The following is a 19746-nucleotide window of genomic DNA, read 5'->3' as shown; positions in this document are numbered from 1 at the left end:
ATTCGCGAGCAAGCCCGCTCCCACAAGAATCGCGATTCCATGTCCAATTTGTGTTGGTAGCCTAAACATGAACATCACCGATAACCTCAAGGACTATCAGCAGGTGCGTGGCCTGGCCATCCAGTCGCTGTTCGAGATCATCGAGCAGTCCAGCGAAGGCACGGTGATTGTCGACCGCGACGCCAATATCGTGTGGATGAACGAGCGCTACGCCAAGCGTTTCGGTCTCAAGAGCGCCGACGAGGCCATCGGCCAGCCGTGTGAACAGGTGATTTCCAACAGCCTGTTGCGCCAGGTGGTGCGCAATGACCAGCCGATCCTGCTGGATATCCAGGACACGCCCAAGGGCCCGCTGGTGGTGATGCGCCTGCCGATCCACAACGAGGCGGGCGCGGTGATCGGGGCGATCGGGTTTGCGCTGTTTGATGAGCTGCGCAACCTGTCACCGCTGATCGAGCGCTACCTGAGCATGCAGCAGGAATTGGCTTCCACGCGCTCGCTGCTGCGCTCACGCCAGAGCAAGTACAACTTTGCGCATTTCATCGGCACCAGCGCCGCCAGCCTCGAAGTGAAACGCCGGGCGCGGCGCAGCGCGAGTGCCGAGTCGCCGGTGCTGCTGCTGGGCGAGACCGGCACCGGCAAGGAGTTGCTCGCCCAGGCGATTCACGGTGCTTCCACCCGGGCGCACAAGGCCTTTGTCAGCATCAACAGTGCCGCCATTCCGGCTGACCTGCTCGAAGCCGAGTTCTTCGGCACCGCACCGGGTGCGTTTACCGGCGCCGACCGCAAGGGCCGTCCGGGCAAGTTCCAGATTGCCCAGGGCGGTACCTTGTTCCTTGATGAAATCGGCGACATGCCCCTGCCGCTGCAAAGCAAATTGCTGCGGGTGTTGCAGGAAAAGGAATTCGAGCCGGTCGGCTCCAACGAGATGCTGCACAGCGATGTGCGGGTGATCGCCGCCACGTCCATGGACCTGGAAGCAGCGATCAAGCGCGGCGAATTCCGTGCCGACCTGTATTACCGGCTCAACGTGCTGCCGATCCAGGTGCCACCGCTGCGGGAGCGACTGGACGATATTCCGGCATTGAGCGAGGCGATCCTGGAAGAACTGCGCAGCCAGCACGAACTGGACCGTGAAGCCTTGGCGCTGCTGGCGCAGCATGCGTGGCCGGGGAATATCCGTGAGCTGCGCAATGTGCTGGAGCGGGCGGCACTGCTCAGTGATGACTTGGTGTTGAACGCCCCGGCCATCCGCGCAGCCATCGGCACCTTTACCCCGGTGGAACGTGGCAGCGCGGTGGCGGCAGTCGAGGGAGAAAGCTTCAGCGCAGCGCGGGAGCGGTTTGATCGGCAGGTGATCGGCGCGGCGTTGCAGGCCTGTGAGGGGAATGTGGTGGAGGCGGCCAAGCGATTGGGGCTCGGGCGGTCGACGTTGTACAAGAAAATGGTGGCCTTGGGTCTCGCTCAGTCTCACTAAAGAGACAACAATCTCAATATGAAGATAATCTGCTGTGGGAGCTGGCTTGCCTGCGATAGCGGTGGTTCAGCTGGACAATTGTTGACTGACACACCGCTATCGCAGGCAAGCCAGCTCCCACATTTGATCCCTGTCCGTCTCAAAATAGAGACAATAGTCAAGAATGCCGCTACAAATTTATAGAAATTTTATAAATATCAATAAGTTATGAATTTGGCACATATCTCGCTATAGCCCTCCTCCAAAGCCTCACCCCACAAAAATAACAATCCGATGGAGACACACCATGAGTGTGATCATTGCCCTGGCAGCCCTGGCGCTGTTGATGCTGGCTGCCTACCGTGGCTATAGCGTTATCCTGTTTGCCCCCATCGCCGCCCTCGGCGCTGTCTTGCTCACCGACCCGTCCGCCGTCGCCCCTGCCTTTACCGGGGTGTTCATGGAGAAAATGGTCGGCTTTATCAAACTGTATTTCCCGGTGTTCCTGCTTGGCGCGGTGTTCGGCAAGCTGATCGAGCTGTCGGGTTTTTCGCGCTCGATCGTGGCGGCGGCTATTCGCTTGCTCGGCACCCGCCAGGCGATGCTGGTAATCGTGCTGGTCTGCGCCCTGCTCACCTACGGCGGCGTGTCGCTGTTCGTGGTGGTGTTTGCGGTGTACCCGTTCGCGGCGGAGATGTTCCGCCAGAGCAATATCCCCAAGCGCTTGATCCCGGCCACCATCGCCCTGGGCGCGTTCTCGTTCACCATGGACGCCTTGCCCGGCACGCCGCAGATCCAGAACATCATCCCCAGCACCTTTTTCAACACTACCGCCTGGGCGGCGCCGTGGCTGGGCCTGATCGGTACGATCTTTGTGTTTTGCACCGGCATGCTTTACCTGGCGCGCCAGCGCAACAAGGCCCAGCGTGCCGGTGAAGGCTATGGCACCGAGTTGCGCAACGAGCCGGAGACCGCCGAGAACCTCACCCTGCCCAACCCCTGGATCGCGCTGTCGCCGCTGATCCTGGTGGGCGTGATGAACCTGTTGTTCACCCACTGGATCCCGCAGTGGTACGGCAAGACCCACAGCCTCAGCCTGCCAGGCATGAGCGCCCCGGTGACCACTGAAATCGCCAAGCTCACCGCGATCTGGGCGGTGCAGGCCGCGTTGCTGGTGGGGATCATTGTGGTGCTGGTGTTCGGCTTTTCGGCGATCAAAAGCAAGCTCGCCGAAGGCAGCAAGAGCGCGGTCAGCGGTGCGTTGCTGGCGGCGATGAACACCGCATCGGAATACGGCTTTGGTGCGGTGATCGCCTCGCTGCCGGGCTTTCTGGTGTTGGCGGACTGGCTCAAGGGCATCCCCAACCCGCTGGTCAACGAAGCGATCACCGTGACCCTGCTGGCCGGTATCACCGGTTCTGCGTCTGGCGGCATGAGCATCGCCCTGGCGGCAATGTCCGAGAGCTTTATTTCGGCAGCCCATGCGGCCAATATCCCCCTTGAAGTGCTGCACCGCGTCGCGGCCATGGCCAGCGGCGGCATGGACACCCTGCCCCACAACGGCGCGGTGATCACGCTGCTGGCGGTCACCGGCCTGACCCACCGCGAAGCCTACAAGGATATTTTCGGCATCACGATCATCAAGACCCTCGCGGTGTTCGTGGTGATCGGTACTTTCTACGCCACCGGCATTGTGTGAGGTTTTCATGACGACATTGAACGGCAAGACCGCCCTGGTCACCGGCTCCACCAGCGGCATCGGCCTAGGCATCGCGTTGAGCTTGGCCAAGGCTGGCGCCAACCTGATCCTCAACGGCTTCGGCGACGCCAGCGCGGTGATCGCCCAGGTGCAGGCGTTCGGCGGCAAGGTCGGCCACCACCCGGCCGACGTCAGCGACCCGGCGCAGATCGCCGACATGATCGCCTACGCCGAGCGCGAATTCGGCGGCGTGGACATCCTCGTCAACAACGCCGGCATCCAGCACGTGGCGGCGGTGGAAGACTTCCCGGCGGAGCGCTGGGACTCGATCATTGCGATCAACCTGTCGTCGGTGTTCCACAGCACACGCTTGAGCTTGCCGGGCATGAAAGCCAAGGGCTGGGGGCGTATCGTCAATATCGCCTCGGTGCATGGCCAGGTCGGTTCGGTGGGCAAGGCAGCGTACGTGGCGGCCAAGCACGGCGTGATTGGTTTGACCAAGGTCGTCGGACTGGAGACCGCCACCAGCAACGTCACCTGTAACGCTATCTGCCCCGGCTGGGTACTGACGCCGCTGGTGCAGAAGCAGATCGATGATCGCGCGGCCAACGGCGTGGACCCGCAGCAGGCGCAGCATGACTTGCTGGCGGAGAAGCAACCGTCGCTGGAATTTGTCACCCCGCCGCAATTGGGCGAACTGGTGTTGTTCTTGTGCAGCGAAGCCGGCAGCCAGGTGCGCGGCGCCGCATGGAATATCGACGGCGGCTGGCTGGCCCAGTAACACCAGAGACTGGCGTTCAAAATGTGGGAGGGGGCTTGCCCCCGATAGCGATGGGTCAGTCACCCCATGTATCAACTGATACTCCCGCATCGGGGGCAAGCCCCCTCCCACATTTGAACGGTATTGTGTGGAAGACCTAGATAAGAACAAGAGACCTTGCTGATGTCCGACATTCTGTGGCAACCCTCCCCGGAACGCATCGCGAACACGCGGATGGACCAGTTCCGCCGCTACATCAACCAACGCTACAACGTGCAGCTCAGCGACTACCCGACCCTGCACCAGTGGAGCATCGACCAGCGCCCGGATTTCTGGCGGGCCATCGTGACGTACTTCGACGTGCAATTTCGCAGCCCACCCACGGCGGTGCTGATCGAAGACGCCGAGATGCCCAGCGCCCAGTGGTTTCCCGGCGCGACCCTGAACTTTGCCGAGCACCTGCTGCGCCGCCGCGATGATCACCCAGCCGTGGTAGCCATCAGCGAAGACGGCCAGCGCGAACAGCTGACCTACGCCGAACTCGCCGCCCATGTCGCCGGCCTGCAACACAGCTTGCGGGCGGCCGGCGTGACCCAGGGCGACCGCGTCGCGGCGTGCATGCCCAACACCTGGCAGACCCTGGTGGGCATGCTCGCCACCACCAGCCTCGGCGCGATCTGGTCGTGTTCATCGCCGGACTTCGGCACCCAGGGCGTGATCGACCGTTTCGGCCAGATCGAGCCCAAGGTGCTGATCACCTGCGCCGGGTACCGCTATGCCGGCAAAGACATCGACCAGACCACCAAGCTCAATGAAATCCTCGAACGCCTGCCGTCCCTGGAGCAGTTGATCATCGTGCCGTACGCGCGCCCCCAGGCTCGGGTGGAGGACTATCAGACCCACGCCAGCGTCTCGCTGTGGCAGGACTTCTACCAACCCGGCGGCGCGCCTGAATTCGTCGCGGTGCCATTCGATCATCCGCTCTATATCCTCTATTCCAGCGGCACCACCGGCGTGCCCAAGTGCATCATCCACGGCACCGGCGGCGTGCTGCTCACCCACCTCAAGGAACACGGCCTGCATGCCGACCTGTCCCGCGAGGACTGCTTGTTCTACTACACCACCTGCGGTTGGATGATGTGGAACTGGCTGGTGTCGGTGCTCGCCATCGGCGCCACGGCGGTGCTGTATGACGGCTCGCCGTTTCACCCCGGCCCCGAACGCTTGATCGACCTGATCGACGCGGAGCAGATCAGCGTGTTCGGCACCAGCCCCAAGTTTCTCGCCACCCTGGAAAAAGCCGGGCTGCAACCGCGCCTGAGCCATGACCTGGGTAGCCTTAAAGGGCTGATTTCGACGGGCTCGCCGCTGTCGCCCCAGAGCTACGACTACGTGTACCGGGAGATCAAGGCCGAGCTGTGCCTGTCGTCGATGTCGGGCGGCACCGATATCGTTTCCTGCTTTGTGATCGGCAACCCGGTGTTGCCGGTACGGCGCGGCGAAATGCAGTGCAAGAGCCTGGCGATGGCCATTGAAGTGTGGGACGACCAAGGCCAACCCCTGGTCGGCGAAAAAGGCGAACTGGTGTGCACCCGGCACTTCCCGGCCATGCCCATTGGCCTGTGGAACGACCCGGACCGCCAGAAGCTGCGCGCCTCCTACTTCAGCCAGTTTCCCGGCGTGTGGGCCCAGGGTGACTACGCCGAGCAACGCCCCAACGGCAGCCTGCTGATTCACGGGCGCTCCGACGCGGTGCTCAACCCCGGTGGCGTGCGCATCGGCACGGCAGAGATTTATCGCCAGGTGGAAAAAATCCCACAGGTGCAAGAGAGCCTGGCGATCGGCCAACGCTGGCAGGACGACGTGCGGGTGGTGCTGTTTGTCCGCCTCAACGACGGCGTCGAACTGGACGCCGCCCTCGAACAGCAGATCCGCCAGGTGATCCGCGCCAACACCACGCCCCGCCACGTACCGGCAAAGATCCTCGCTGTCAGCGATATCCCCCGCACCATCAGCGGCAAGATCGTGGAATTGGCGGTACGCAACGTGGTGCACGGCGAGCCGGTGAAGAACACCGACGCCCTGGCCAACCCGCAAGCCTTGGAACAATTTCGCGACCGCCCTGAACTGACGGATGGATGAAAGGTTTCAGCCCTGGCGTACTGATTTGAGGACAAACCCCCAATGCATGCTATTTTTCGGGGGTAGTCACCCATTCCCGACTCGCGGGATAATGGGTGTTGTCATCTTTCAAAGCGTTACGCTCAGGGCTTTTACATGAAGGGAACATCCACCGGTAGCGACGCCGCTGCATTGATAGCGCGGCTGGACTGGGCGCAAAGCCCCCTCGGTGAGGCCAATGACTGGCCGCAAAGCCTACGCACCGCCGTGGATATCGTCGTGCACTCGCCGATGCCAATGCTCCTGCTGTGGGGCAACCAGCTCACGCAACTCTACAACGACGGCTTCGCCCTGCTGGCCGGCAACAAGCACCCCGAAGCCATGGGCCAGCCGGCGCACCAGACCTGGCCGGAGCTGGAAAGCTTTACCGCGCCCATCTACGACGCCGTGCTCAGTGGCCAGGTGCGCACCTTCAGCGAGCAGCGCTTCGTGCTGCAACGCCATAATCGCGACACCGAAATCTGGCTGGACCTGACCTACAGCCCGATCCGCGATGAAAGCGGCAGCGTGGCCGGGATCCTGGTCACCGCCATTGAAACCAACGAACGCCGCAAGGCCCGGCACAACACCGAACAGCGCCTGCAGCTCGCGCTGGCCGCCACCGATGCAGTGGGCACCTGGGACTGGGACATCGGTGAAGACCGCTTTATCGCCGACGCGCATTTCGCCTACCTGCACGGTGTCGACCCCAGTGAGGCAGGCCTGTTGCCTATCAGCGACTACCTGCACGGCGTGCACCCCGAAGACCGCAGCATGGTGGCGCGCAGCATCAAGCACTGCATCACCTTTGGCACCGAGTACGCCGAGGAATACCGCCTGTTGCAAGCCGACGGCCAAGTGCGCTGGGTATTTGCGCGCGGGCGTTGCTACAAGGATCATCAAGGCCGCCCGGCGCGCTTCCTCGGCGCCGCCCTGGACCTGACCGAACGCAAGCACACCGAACAGGCGCTGCGCCAAAGCCAGACCGAGCTGCAACTGATCATCAACGCCATGCCGGTGCTGATCGGCTATGTCGACCATGAACAGCGGTTCCGCCTGAACAACAGCGCCTACCTGGAGTGGTACGGCATGACGCCCCAGGAGCTGTACGGCAAGACCATCCGCGAAGTGCTCGGCGACGAGGTGTATGCCGGGCGCGCCGACAAGATCGCGGCCGCGCTCAAGGGCAAGGCCTGCAGCTTCATGACCGTCACCCCGCACCGGGACGGCCGGCCACGGCATGCCTTGATGAAGTACCTGCCGCGCTTCAGCAATGACGGCTCGGTGAATGGCTTCTACATTTTTGTGATCGATGAGACCGAACGCAAACTCACCGAAGAGGCCCTGCGCCACCTCAACGAAAACCTTGAGGAACGCGTGTCCCAGCGCACCCAGGCACTCGCCGAGGCCAACCAGCGCCTGCAGAACGAAATGTTCGAGCGCGAGCGCGCCGAAGACGCGCTGCGCCATGCGCAGAAGATGGAAGCGGTGGGCCAGCTCACCGGCGGCATCGCCCATGACTTCAACAATATGCTCACCGGCATCATCGGCAGCCTCGACCTGATGCAGCGCTATATCGCCGCCGGGCGCAGCGATGACATCGGCCGCTTTGCCGACGCCGCCGTGTCCTCCGCCCACCGCGCCGCTGCCCTCACCCACCGGCTGCTGGCGTTCTCGCGGCGCCAGTCGCTGGACCGGCGACCGACCGACCCCAACCAATTGGTGGCGTCGCTGGAAGACCTGTTCCGCCGCACCAAGGGCGCGCACATCACGCTCAAGGTGCAACTGGGCAACGATATCTGGCCGGTGAACACCGACGCCAGCCAGCTCGAAAACGCCCTGCTCAACCTGGTGATCAACGCCCGCGACGCCATGCCCGATGGCGGCGAATTGCTGATCGAAACCGCCAACAGCTACCTGGACGGCACCGACATCACCACCCTGGAACCGGTCAAGGCCGGCGACTACGTGATGCTCGGCGTGTGCGACAACGGCACCGGCATGGCGCCGAAAATCCTCGCCAAGGCCTTCGACCCGTTCTTCACCACCAAGCCCATCGGCCAGGGCACCGGCCTGGGTCTGTCGATGATCTACGGGTTTGCCCAGCAATCGGGCGGCCATGTGACCATCCAGAGCGAGCCGGGCCAGGGCACCTGCGTGCGCCTGTACCTGCCGCGCCTGCATGGCACGTCGCTGGAAAGCACCCTGGCGCCGCACTCGGCCGAGGCGCCCCTGGCGCTGGCGGGTGAGGCTGTGGTGGTGGTCGAGGACGACCCGGCGGTGCGCATGCTGGTGGTCAATGTCCTCGACGAACTGGGCTACACCGCGCACCAGGCAGCGGATGCCCGCGCGGCCTTGCCGCTGCTGGAGTCGGACCTGCGCGTGGACTTGCTGGTCACCGATGTCGGCCTGCCGGGCATGAATGGCCGGCAATTGGCGGAGATCGCCCGCCAGCATCGCCCAGGCCTGCGCGTGTTGTTCATGACCGGCTACGCCGAAAAGGCCGCCGAGCGCCAGGGCTTCCTGGAGGATGGCATGGACATGGTTGCCAAGCCGTTTTCCATCGACCTGCTGGCGACCAAAATCCGCAGCATGATCAGCGTCGACCCATGAGTTCAGGCATAATCGCGCGCCGTCGCACACCTGGTAGAGATCAATGAAAGCCCAAGCCCGTCATATCCTGGTGAAAACCAGCGAAGAAGCCGAACAACTCAAGCAGCGCATTGCCAAGGGCGAAGCCTTTGATGTGCTGGCCAAGAAGTACTCCACCTGCCCGTCCGGCAAGCGCGGCGGCGATCTGGGTGAAGTGCGGCCAGGGCAGATGGTGGGGGCGATTGATGCGGTGATCTTCAAGAAGCCGGTGAAAGTGGTGCACGGGCCGATCAAGAGCAAGTTCGGGTATCACTTGGTGCAAGTGTTCTACCGCGATTGATCAACACCCCCTGTAGGCGCCGGCTTGCCGGCGCCTACAGGGGCAGTGTCAGGCTCGGGGGATGAGTGCGCCGGGCACCTGGATGACCCGGCTTGCCAACCGATGCCCGGCCAATGCAGCCTGCTGCGGCGAGCCGCCCTTGAGCCGACTGGCCAGATACGCCGCACTGAACGAATCCCCCGCCGCCGTGGTGTCTACCACGTTCTCGACCTTCAGCGCCGGCACGTCAAAGCGCTCGTCGTTGCAGCGGATCAGGCAGTCATCGGCCCCCCGCTTGAGCACCACTTCGTCAATGGCCGGATACGCCGCGAACACCTGCTCGCTGTCGGCATACCCAAACAACGCACGCTCGTCATCCTCGGTGAGCAAGGCGATATCCACCTCGGCCAACACCGTGCGATACGCGGCACGCGCTGCCTCGACACTGGCCCACAGGCGCGGCCGATAGTTGTTGTCGAACACCACCTTGCCGCCTCGTCGACGGGTTTCGATCAGGGTTTGCAGTAAGCGTCCACGGCCAATCTCGCCCAGCACTGCCAGGGTAATACCGCTGAAGTACACCACGTTGTAGTCCGGCAAGGCGGCCAGGATCGGTTCAGCAGCAGGCGTGGTGAAGCAGTCGCGCACGGCGGCTTCGTTGCGCCAGTACAGGAATTTGCGCTCGCCCTTGGCGTCGGTCTGGATGCAATACAAGCCCGGCAAACGTCCGGCCAGGCGCTGGACCATGCCCAGGCCCAAGCCTTCTTCCGTCCATTGCTGGCACATGGCGTCGCTGAAACTGTCGTCGCCCAGGGCGGTGACGTAGTCGACGCTGCCGGTGTCGCCCAGTTCGCGGCGCAGGTACACCGCCGCGTTCAGGGTGTCGCCGCCGAAGCTCTGGTGCAGGCTGCCGTCGGCGCGGTGTTGCAGTTCGATCATGCATTCGCCAATGAGGGCGATGCGGGGTTGGGTGGTCATGGCGGGTTCTCGGGTGGGGCTGATGGCCCCTTCGCGAGCAAGCCCGCTCCCACAATTGGAATGCATTTCAAGTGTGGGAGCGGGCTTGCTCGCGAAGGGAGCGACACGGTCTAGAAGCAGGTATGCAAACTCTCGATCACCTGCAACTGCTCATCCACCAGGCAGCCGACCTGCCACTTGTCAAAGGTCAGGCACGGGTGCGAAGTACCAAAGGAAATGATGTCGCCAATGCGCAGCTCAACCCCCGGCGCCACGGTCATGAACGCGTGTTGGTCCATCACGGCGGTGACCTTGCACGCGCCCACGTCATCGCCTTCTGCCGGCACCATACCGGCCTTGTAACGTTTGAGTGGCACCGGCAGGCCAGCGTCGTAGGCCACGTCGCGCTTGCCCAGGGCGATCACCGCAAAACCCGGCTCGGGCAACGATTGCACGTGGGCCCAGACTTCCAGGGCTGGGCGCAGGCCTTCGCTGAGGTCGCTGCGGCGGTCGAGCACGCAGCATTGCGCTTCTTTGTAGATACCATGGTCATGGGCCACGTAGCTGCCGGGGCGCAGCACGCTGAGGAAGCGACCGGCAGCATTTTGTGCTTCGAACGACTCGGCGATCAGGTCGTACCAGGCCGAGCCCGAAGCGGTAACGATGGGCTTGGGCAGGTCGAAAGAGCCGTTGTTCTGCAGGTCCACCGCCAGGCGCACCAGGCTGGCGGCGAAGTCGCGAATGCCGCTGATGGCGTGTTCACCGTGGATCACGCCTTCATAGCCTTCGATACCGGTGAGGGCCAGGGCCGGCTGGGCCTTGATCGCCTTGGCCAGCTCGCGCACTTCCTGCTCGCTGCGGCACCCGCAACGGCCACCGACCACACCGTATTCGATCATCACGTTCAGGCGCAGGCCACGAGCGGCGAAGAACAGGCCCAGGTCGGCGACGTTATCCGGGTGATCGACCATGCAGTGGAAGTCGAAATCCTTGTCGGCCAGCAGGTCAGCGATCAGCGCCATGTTTGGCGCGCCCACCAACTGGTTGGCCATCAACACACGGCGCACACCACCGGCGTAGGCGGCGCGGGTCTGCACCGCGTTGGCCAGGGTGATGCCCCAGGCGCCCTGGGCGATCTGGCGCTGGAACAGCGCCGGCATCATGCTGGTCTTGCCGTGGGGCGCCAGTTCGGCGCCGCTCTTGCTGACAAAGTCCTGCATCCACCGGATGTTGTGTTCCAAAGCGTCGCGGTGCAGCACCAGGGCCGGCAGGCTGACGTCGCGGACCAGGTGGGCACCGACAGCGGCGGCGCCTTTTTCAACGGCGTTGAGGGCAGACATGGAAACTCCTATTCGTTAATGCGCCGGGCCAGGTTGTTGGCGCTTTCGATCAATACCCGGCGATAGTCGTTGTAGTTTTTGATCGCATCGGCGCGCGGCGCCACGATGCACAGGGTCGCAATGCTGATGCCTTGCGCGTCCCGCACCGGGGCGGCAAAGCAATGGGTAAAGGTGTCGGCCACACTGTCGAAGGAGAAGAAACCATCAAGGGTGGCCTGGCGGATTTGCGCCAGGAAGGTGTCCAGCGCCAGGCGCTCGCCGTCCGGCAGGATGAAGTCATCGTGGTCGATCAGGTCGACGATCTGCTGGTCGCTCAAATGCCCCAGCAACAGGCGCCCGGAAGCCGTCCACGGGATTGGCGCGTTTTCGCCGATGTCCGAGGAAATGCGGAAATGCCGCTCGCCCTCGCGCATCAGCGCCACCGTGTATTTGCGCCCGTTGAGCAGGCACATCTGCGCGGTTTCGTGAGTCTGGCTGACGATCTCCTGCAAAGCGTGGTCGGCCTCGCGGGTCAGGTCGAAATGGCGCAGGTGCGCCTGGCCCAGGAAGTACAGCTGGCGGCCGAGGTAGACGTGACCGTCCTTGCCCACCGTCTCCAGGATGCGCCGCTCAAGCAGCGACGCAACCAGTTCGTAGACGGTGGACTTGGGGCTGCCGATGCCGCTGGCAATATCATTCGGGCGCAGGGGCTGGCCGATTTCCTTGAGGAAATCGAGGATATCGAATGCACGGTCCAGGCCTTTGGCGCGGCGTTTGATGGTGTCTTCGGTCATGGCAGTTTTCGGTCCGGTCAGAATGTTGCTATCAACACAAATCCCCTGTGGGAGCGGGCTTGCTCGCGAATGCAGTGGATCAGTTACAGGTGCGTTCAATGACACACCGCATTCGCGAGCAAGCCCGCTCCCACATTTGTTCAGCTTTGGGCTTCAGATCCGGGCATTTAGCCTTTTTTCTTGTACGCCACGCAATCGATCTCCACCTTGCAATCAACCATCATGTTGGCCTGCACACAGGCGCGCGCCGGGGCGTGTTCCGGGGTGAAGTATTCGCCGAACACCTTGTTGAAGCTCCAGAAGTCACGCGGGTCTTCCAACCATACACCGACGCGCACCACGTCTTTGAGCTCGTAGCCGGCCTCTTCGAGGATCGCCACTACGTTGCGCATGGTCTGCCGGGTTTGCTCGATGATCCCGCCGGTGATGATTTCGCCGTCCACCGCAGGCACTTGGCCTGAGACGTACAGCCAACCGTCCGCTTCCACGGCGCGGGCGAAAGGACGAGGCTGGCCGCCACCGGCAGTGCTGCCGGCACCGTAACGAGTGATGCTCATAAAAATATGCTCCTGATTAAAAACGAATGTTCTTGAGAAATTCCGCCAGGCGCGGCGATTGCGGGCGTTCGAAGATGTCCTTCGACGTGCCCTGCTCTTCAATGCGGCCCTGGTTCATGAAAACGATCTTGTCCGAGACTTCATAGGCAAAACGCATTTCGTGGGTGACCAGCAACATGGTCATGCCCTCCTCCGCCAGGCCCTTGATCACGCTGAGCACTTCGCCCACCAGCTCCGGGTCGAGGGCCGAGGTGACTTCGTCGAACAGCATCAGGCTGGGGTTCATGGCAATCGCACGGGCAATCGCCACGCGCTGTTGCTGGCCGCCGGACAGCTGGCCGGGAAAGTGATTGCGACGCTCCAGCAACCCGACGCGGTCCAGCCACTTTTCCGCCAGGGCGACGGCCTCGTCCTTGCCCATCTTCTTGACCTTGAGCAGGCCGAGGGTGACGTTCTGCAACGCGGTCAAATGCGGGAACAGGTTGAACTGCTGGAACGCCATGCCGGTCATGGCGCGGTGCTGGGCAATCACACGCTCGGGGTGACGCACGCGCTTGCCAGCGATTTCGCTGTAGCCGATGGACTCGCCATCCAGGGTGATCTGCCCGCCCTGGAATTCTTCCAGCAGGTTGACGCAGCGCAACAACGTGGTCTTGCCCGAGCCGCTGGAGCCGATCAAGGTCACCACGTTGCCGCGCTGCATGGACAGGTCGACACCCTTGAGCACTTCCACCTGGCCGTATTGTTTGCGAAGGCCGCGAATATTCAGCAGCGGTGGGTTGGTTTGAGGTTGGTTCATGGCAAGGCCACCCGCTTTTCAATGTAGCGCCCGAATAACTCAATGGCGTAGTTGATGACAAAGAACAGAAACCCGGCGAACAGGTAGAACTCCAGGGTCATGAAGGTGCGCGCGATCACTTGCTGGGTGCTCAACAGCAACTCGGCCACGCCGATCACCGAGAGCAAGGTCGAGGCCTTGACGATTTCCGTGGAGGAATTGACCCAGGTCGGCAGGATCTGGCGCAGCGCCTGGGGCAGCAGCACGTAGCCCAGGGACTGGTAGAACGTCAGGCCGATCGCCTTGCCCGCTTCCAGTTGCCCACGGGGAATGGCCTGCAGCGCACCGCGCACGATCTCCGACACGTGAGAGCCGCAGAACAGCGTCAGCCCGACCGCGCCGGCCTGGAATGCGGTGATCTGCCAACCGAGCGCCGGCAGCATGTAGAAACACGCCAGCACCAGCACAAACACCGGCGTACCGCGGATCAGGTCGACGTACAACCGGAACGGCGCACGCATCCAGAACTTGCCGTAGGTGAGGATCAACCCGGCGACGATGCCGATCAGGGTGCCAAAGATAATCGCCAGCGCTGACACATAAACGCTGGCTTGAAAGCCCGCCCAGAGGGTATCCCGGGCGATCCACAACTCATGCAACCAGCTGGGGGATTCGTACATGGAAACCTTCCTTAACGACGGATCGCCAGACGCTGTTCCAGGTAACGGAGCAGCATGGCAATGAGGTAACAGGCGGCCACGTAGAGCGCGGTCGTGACCAGCCAGGTTTCAATCACCCGGTAGCTTTCGACGTTGATCTTGCGGGCGTAGTAGGTCAGCTCCGGCACCGCGATGGCCGCGGCGAGCGAGGTGTCCTTGAACAGCGAAATGAAGTTGTTCGACAGCGCGGGCAACACGTTGCGCAACATCACCGGCACGGTGATATACGCGCGGATACGCCACTCGCCCAAACCGATGGCCAGCCCGGCTTCACGCAAGCCCTTGGGAATGTTCAACAGCCCGGCGCGGAATACTTCGGTCAGGTAGGCACCGGCGTACAACGACAAGGTGATGATGAACGACGGGATCTTGTCCAGGCGGATACCCAGGCTGGGCAAGGCGAAGTAGATCAACAGGATCAACACGAGGATCGGCGTATTGCGCACCACCGTCACGTACACCGAAGCCAGCACGCGCAATGCCTTGTGTTTCGACAGCATGGCAAATGCCATCATCAAGCCGATCACGCAGCCAATCGCAATCGACAGCAGCGCCAGCTCAAGGCCCAGGCCGAGCCCCGCCAGCAAGCTGGGGAAGTCGCGCCACACGGCGGCAAAGTTCAACTGATAGTTCATGGTCAGCAGTACCTGAATGGGGCGCCGTCAGCGACGCCCCAGGTTTTCGATTTACTTGAACTCAACCGGGAAGCCGATCGCAGGTTCCGGCAGGTCCACACCGAACCATTGTTTGAACGAGGCCTTGTAGGTCGGGAACTCCACACCGGTCATGGCTTCATGCAGCGCGGTGTTGACGAAGTTCAGCCAGTCCTGGTCGCCACGCTTGACGGCGCACGCGTAGGTTTGCGGGCTCCAGGCGTAAGTCGGGCTGCGGTAGCGGCCTGGGTTCTGCACCATCAGGTACTTGACCGAGGACTGGTCGGTGGCGGCGGCATCGGCGCGACCGGAGTTCACGGCCTGGTACATCAGGTCGACGCTGTCGTACTGGTCGACCTTGGCCTTGGGCAAGGCCTGGTGCACCAGCTCTTCGGCGTAGACGTTCTGCAGCACGGCCACGGTAACGCCGTCGCCGGCAGCCTGCAGGTCTTCGATTTCTTTGTACTTGCTGTTGTTCGGCAGCAGCAGGCCCACGCCTTCGCGGTAGTACGGCAGGGTGAAGGCCACTTGCTGCGCACGGCTGGCGGTGACGGTGATGAACTGGCAACTCATGTCGACCTTGTCGGTCAGCAGGTTGGGAATTCGCGCATCAGACGACTGCACCACAAACTCAACCTTGCTCGGGTCGTTGAACAACCCTTTGGCCACGATACGGCCGATGTCGATATCAAACCCCTGCAACTTGCCATCCGCTCCCTGGAAGTGCCACGGCGCATTGGTACTGCCTGTACCCACGATCAGGTGCCCACGCTTGAGCACATCATCGAGCTTGCTGTCCGCCGCGTGCACTACGCTTGCGAGGGAAGCCGATGCGGCGAAGAGAAAAACACACGCTTTAAACACGGAAGGTCGGTGATGCATGACAAGCACTCCAGGAGTTGTGTATTCCGCTATACCGGAACTTAGTATGTAACAACGGAATAGACAGCAGAAAGTGTGCCACACGCAGTAACAGAAAAACATGCGGGGAATAAAATCGTTTGAAATCAGCCGGATAGATATGAGTGATAGATGAGGCGTTGCGCCATTACCTGAAATCGATTTGCTACCCAAGGCCCCACAGGGCGGTGACAGGCCCCCATTGCACGCCCTACAACGGTGTTACTGCGCACTGTTGCGGTGCGACAGCCACGTGGAAAAAACGCGATGCTGGGCTAGCCTCAATCTGAATTTTACACGTTACCTGTCGGAGCCATGAGGGAAGTGATTTGATGAAGTTCAGCGTTACCCTGTTAGTGTTTTCCCTTCTGATGGCCGGGAATGCCTCGGCCAGCAATGATCGCCGCGCCTGCAAGGAAGAACTGCGCAAGCTCAATGAGGCCTTGAGCACCAACTACACCAGCCAGAACCACCACGGCTATCGCCAGGCGAAAGCCTCCAGGGACAATCTGGAATACAAGAAGTGCGCAAGCCAGGCGCGCAAGGCACGGGAACGGGTGGAGCGTAATGGCGACCTGTGAAGGTTGACAGTAGACGAAGGGGATATCCCAGCCTAGCGTTGGCAACACACCGCCGCCGACAGGGAGATCACCATGGGGATTGCCAAAGACGTCATTGCCAGCAATGCAGACTATAAGTCAGTGCTGGCAGCGCACCCAATCGTATTCATGCTGTTTGTTTCGCAAACGTGCCCAGCGTGCGCAAGCGCTGTGGAGCTGTTTGAACCCATCGCCGAAAGCTACGAACCGACAGTGAAAAGCCTGGTGCTCGATACGGCCAAGACCCCCAGGCTCGAACAGGTTACCGGTACGCCCACGCTGGTGGTGCACGTCAATGGCAACATCAAGAAAATACTGAAAGGGTTTGGCCCCTGGGAAACCCAGGAGCGAACACTCAAGGACCTATTCAGTCTCTATGCGCAGCAGCAGGCGCCAGGCAAACCTGCGTCACCCGGCGCTCCTCCACCGCCGCCACCGTCAGGCGCCAGCCCTCATGCTCCAGGCTATCGCCCACCACTGGGAGGCGGTCGAGCAGGCTCATCACCAGGCCGGCGAGCGTCTGGTAATCCTCGGTCGCAACAGCTTTGAAACCGGTGCGCTGGCGAATCTGCGTGAGGTTCAAGGCGCCATTGGCGCGGAAGCCATCGCCCTCTTCGACGATATCCGGCCCCTCGATTTCGCTCGCGTCCGGCAACTCGCCGGCGATGGATTCAAGAATGTCGGTCATGCTCAACACCCCCATGAAGTCACCGAATTCGTTGATCACGAACGCAATGTGGGTCGACTCCTGGCGCATCTGCTCCAAGGCATTGAGGATCGAAAAACTCTCCAGCAGGTTAATTGCGCGGCGTGCCAGGTGCTCCAGGTTCGGCTCGTTGCCGGCCAGGTATTCCTTGAGCAATTCCTTCTTGTGCACGAAGCCCAGGGGCTCATCGACTGCACCGTCGCGGATCAACGGCAGCCGCGAATAGGACGAGTGCATCAGTTTCAGGCGAATACTGTCGGGATCGTCCGCCAGATCGATGCAGTCCACCTTGGCCCGCGGCGTCATCAGCGTGCGGATCGGCCGTTCGGCCAGTTGCAGCACACCGCTGATCATCACGCGTTCACGTCGATCGAACAGCGGGCCCTGTGCCGCATCCGGTTCACCCAGCAGATCGGCGACGTCTTCGCCCACTTCTTCCACTGCCAGGCTGCGGCCGCCAAGCAAACGCATCACCGCGTGGGCGGTACGCTCACGCACTGGCAACACGCCTTGCGCCGACTTCTTGCGACGTGAACGGGCGATCTGGTTGAACACTTCGATCAGGATCGAGAAACCAATGGCCGCGTACAGGTAACCCTTTGGAATATGGAAGCCCAGGCCTTCGGCGGTCAGGGCGAAACCGATCATCATCAAGAAACCCAGGCACAGCATGATCACGGTCGGGTGGGCATTGACGAAGCGGGTCAGCGGCTTGCTCGCCACGATCATCAGGCCGATGGACACGATCACCGCGATCATCATCACCGCCAGCTCATCGACCATGCCCACGGCGGTGATCACCGCGTCGAGGGAAAACACCGCGTCAAGCACCACGATCTGCGCCACGATCGGCCAGAACATCGCGTAGGCCACATTGCCCGTGCGCTGGGCCACATGCCCTTCGAGGCGCTCATGCAATTCCATGGTGGCCTTGAACAGCAGGAACACACCACCAAACAGCATGATCAGGTCACGACCGGAGAAACTCTTGTCGAACACCTCGAACAGCGGCTGGGTGAGGGTCACCAGCCAGGAAATACTCGCCAACAGGCCCAGGCGCATCAGCAACGCCAGGGACAGGCCAATCAAGCGCGCACGGTCACGCTGTTCCGGCGGCAGCTTGTCCGCCAGGATCGCGATAAACACCAGGTTGTCGATACCCAGTACCAGTTCCAACACAATCAAGGTCAACAGGCCGAGCCAGGCCGTTGGATCCGCTAACCATTCCATTTATAGAGTCTCTTGGGTCGATGTTCAGAATGCCGGACACGGCGAGGCGCGGTCAGTGGACCGGGACAAGGCTGGCAGTCGGAATACGGGGTGCTTCAACGGGAACAGCGGCAGCGGATGTCTTGGGGAAAGACGACTGGGAGGCTCCGAGAGGGTGTTCATGCAAATCCTGAAATGACAAAAGGACTTGAATCGTACAGTCGAAACGGAAATCTCCCACAACGTAAAACTATTACAAGATCTGTAAAACACGCCCAGCAAGTACGATCATATGATCACTCAATGAAATTTATATCATGAAAAACCCATCAAAAGCCGTGCCATCCATCCCGCAAATATCGCCAAAGCACCCTAAAAAAGCCTATTTCTGAGTTTTTCACGAAAGCATTTGACCGATCAGATTTTCATTTGATAAACATATGATCAGCACAAGGCAATGAATGAACGACTGACTACAACAATAAATGGGGTGCTCATCATGAAACTTGCTACGACCTTCGCCGCCGCTGCGGCCCTCTCCCTCCTCGCCAGCAGCATCGCCCTGGCCGCCGACGGCAAGACCTACAAGGTCGGTGCCGCGGTCTATGGCCTCAAGGGCCAATTCATGCAGAACTGGGTGCGCGAGCTCAAGGAGCACCCCGCCGTGAAGGACGGCACCGTGCAGCTGACCGTGTTCGACGGCAACTACGACGCACTGACCCAGAACAACCAGATCGAAAACATGGTGACGCAGCACTACGACGCCATCCTGTTTGTGCCCATCGACACCAAGGCCGGCGTGGGCACGGTGAAACAGGCCATGAGCAATGACGTGGTGGTGATCGCCTCCAACACCAAGGTCGCCGATGCCTCCGTACCCTACGTGGGCAACGACGACGTGGAAGGTGGGCGCCTGCAAGCCCAGGCCATGGTCGACAAGCTCAATGGCAAGGGCAATGTGGTGATCATCCAGGGCCCGATTGGCCAGTCGGCGCAGATCGACCGAGAAAAAGGCGAGCTGGAAGTGCTGGGCAAGCACCCAGACATCAAGATCATCGAGAAAAAGACCGCCAACTGGGACCGCGCCCAAGCCTTGGCGCTCACCGAAGACTGGCTGAACGCCCACCCCAAAGGCATCAACGGTGTCATCGCGCAGAACGACGACATGGCCCTCGGCGCGGTACAGGCGCTGAAATCCCACGGCCTGACCTCCAAGGACGTGCCGGTCACGTCCATCGACGGTATGCCGGATGCAATCCAGGCCGCCAAGAAAGACGAAGTGACCACCTTCCTGCAGGATGCGCAGGCCCAGTCCCAAGGTGCGCTGGACGTGGCCCTGCGCGCCCTGGCCGGCAGCGACTACAAACCTCGCTCGGTGATTTGGGAGCGGTATGCCAAGGACGTGAAATGGGGGGACGGCAGCGCGAAGAACTACATCCTGCCGTGGGTGCCCGTGACCAACGCCAACGCCGATGCGCTGTACAAGCAAGTCAGCGGCGCCAAGTAACCCGTCGTCGGTTGATCGCTCCTCATGCGGGAGCGATCCGTTCATCTTTGTTGTGAGGCCTG

The 19746-nt window shown here is 61.6% G+C and carries 17 protein-coding genes and 1 pseudogene; 9 read left to right on the top strand and 9 right to left on the bottom strand.

All coding sequences use genetic code 11. The annotated features are described in order from the left end of the window. Window positions 1-67: 67 nt before the first annotated feature. The 6 genes from CWC48_RS24010 to CWC48_RS23985 all read left to right on the top strand — a co-directional run bounded on the left by CWC48_RS24010 (window position 68) and on the right by CWC48_RS23985 (window position 9007). A complete protein-coding gene (locus CWC48_RS24010; protein WP_100490478.1) occupies window positions 68-1477 on the top strand; it encodes a sigma-54-dependent Fis family transcriptional regulator in 1410 nt (469 codons plus the stop codon). A gap of 286 nt (window positions 1478-1763) precedes the next feature. Next, complete coding sequence (locus CWC48_RS24005) at window positions 1764-3155, top strand: GntP family permease (RefSeq protein WP_099491666.1); 1392 nt, start codon at window positions 1764-1766, stop codon at window positions 3153-3155. Window positions 3156-3162: 7 nt separating this feature from the next. Continuing rightward, on the top strand, window positions 3163-3936 hold the full coding sequence (locus CWC48_RS24000; protein WP_046034061.1) for a 3-hydroxybutyrate dehydrogenase: 774 nt from the start codon (window positions 3163-3165) through the stop codon (window positions 3934-3936). A 162-nt stretch (window positions 3937-4098) separates the two neighbouring features. Beyond that, window positions 4099-6057 (top strand): acetoacetate--CoA ligase, encoded by a 1959-nt coding sequence (locus tag CWC48_RS23995; protein WP_100490477.1) that lies wholly within the window; start codon window positions 4099-4101, stop codon window positions 6055-6057. A gap of 135 nt (window positions 6058-6192) precedes the next feature. After that, a complete protein-coding gene (locus CWC48_RS23990; RefSeq protein ID WP_078048806.1) occupies window positions 6193-8688 on the top strand; it encodes a PAS domain-containing sensor histidine kinase in 2496 nt (831 codons plus the stop codon). A 43-nt stretch (window positions 8689-8731) separates the two neighbouring features. After that, entirely contained in the window at window positions 8732-9007 is a 276-nt protein-coding gene (locus tag CWC48_RS23985) for a peptidylprolyl isomerase (protein ID WP_003174397.1), read from the top strand. A gap of 48 nt (window positions 9008-9055) precedes the next feature. Here CWC48_RS23985 and CWC48_RS23980 read toward each other — a convergent pair whose 3' ends face one another. The 8 genes from CWC48_RS23980 to CWC48_RS23945 form a co-directional block, all read right to left on the bottom strand. Continuing rightward, entirely contained in the window at window positions 9056-9964 is a 909-nt protein-coding gene (locus CWC48_RS23980; protein ID WP_099491671.1) for a sugar kinase, read from the bottom strand. 110 nt (window positions 9965-10074) lie between these two features. Beyond that, entirely contained in the window at window positions 10075-11283 is a 1209-nt protein-coding gene (locus CWC48_RS23975) for an amino acid deaminase (RefSeq protein ID WP_100490476.1), read from the bottom strand. An 8-nt stretch (window positions 11284-11291) separates the two neighbouring features. Beyond that, complete coding sequence (locus tag CWC48_RS23970) at window positions 11292-12056, bottom strand: IclR family transcriptional regulator (RefSeq protein ID WP_100490475.1); 765 nt, start codon at window positions 12054-12056, stop codon at window positions 11292-11294. Window positions 12057-12223: 167 nt separating this feature from the next. Beyond that, window positions 12224-12613, bottom strand: coding sequence for a RidA family protein (locus CWC48_RS23965; protein ID WP_010210958.1), 390 nt, complete (start codon window positions 12611-12613; stop codon window positions 12224-12226). A gap of 16 nt (window positions 12614-12629) precedes the next feature. Continuing rightward, complete coding sequence (locus CWC48_RS23960; RefSeq protein ID WP_078048810.1) at window positions 12630-13412, bottom strand: amino acid ABC transporter ATP-binding protein; 783 nt, start codon at window positions 13410-13412, stop codon at window positions 12630-12632. After that, window positions 13409-14071, bottom strand: a complete 663-nt coding sequence (locus CWC48_RS23955) for an amino acid ABC transporter permease (RefSeq protein ID WP_025857548.1) — start codon at window positions 14069-14071, stop codon at window positions 13409-13411. The genes CWC48_RS23960 and CWC48_RS23955 overlap by 4 nt, the downstream gene beginning before the upstream one ends. Window positions 14072-14082: 11 nt before the next feature. Beyond that, window positions 14083-14745, bottom strand: a complete 663-nt coding sequence (locus CWC48_RS23950; RefSeq protein WP_078048811.1) for an amino acid ABC transporter permease — start codon at window positions 14743-14745, stop codon at window positions 14083-14085. Between the two features lie 51 nt (window positions 14746-14796). Beyond that, complete coding sequence (locus CWC48_RS23945; protein WP_065929539.1) at window positions 14797-15645, bottom strand: transporter substrate-binding domain-containing protein; 849 nt, start codon at window positions 15643-15645, stop codon at window positions 14797-14799. Window positions 15646-15995: 350 nt separating this feature from the next. Here CWC48_RS23945 and CWC48_RS23940 point away from each other — a divergent pair, with 350 nt between their 5' ends. Next, the gene (locus CWC48_RS23940; RefSeq protein WP_100490474.1) at window positions 15996-16244 is read left to right on the top strand and encodes a hypothetical protein; all 249 of its coding nucleotides are present in this window, start codon (window positions 15996-15998) and stop codon (window positions 16242-16244) included. A gap of 72 nt (window positions 16245-16316) precedes the next feature. Next, window positions 16317-16577, top strand: a pseudogene (locus CWC48_RS23935) (thioredoxin domain-containing protein); the annotation flags it as partial. Window positions 16578-16629: 52 nt separating this feature from the next. On the opposite strand, the gene CWC48_RS23930 reads toward CWC48_RS23935, so the two are convergent. Continuing rightward, complete coding sequence (locus CWC48_RS23930; RefSeq protein ID WP_100490473.1) at window positions 16630-18198, bottom strand: TerC family protein; 1569 nt, start codon at window positions 18196-18198, stop codon at window positions 16630-16632. A gap of 478 nt (window positions 18199-18676) precedes the next feature. On the opposite strand from CWC48_RS23930, the gene CWC48_RS23925 reads away from it, so the two are divergent. After that, window positions 18677-19684, top strand: a complete 1008-nt coding sequence (locus tag CWC48_RS23925) for a substrate-binding domain-containing protein (protein WP_078048815.1) — start codon at window positions 18677-18679, stop codon at window positions 19682-19684. Window positions 19685-19746 lie beyond the last annotated feature (62 nt).

The organism is Pseudomonas sp. S10E 269 (assembly GCF_002798465.1).
Classification (GTDB): domain Bacteria; phylum Pseudomonadota; class Gammaproteobacteria; order Pseudomonadales; family Pseudomonadaceae; genus Aquipseudomonas; species Aquipseudomonas pergaminensis.
This window is presented reverse-complemented; position numbering and strand designations above follow the sequence as displayed.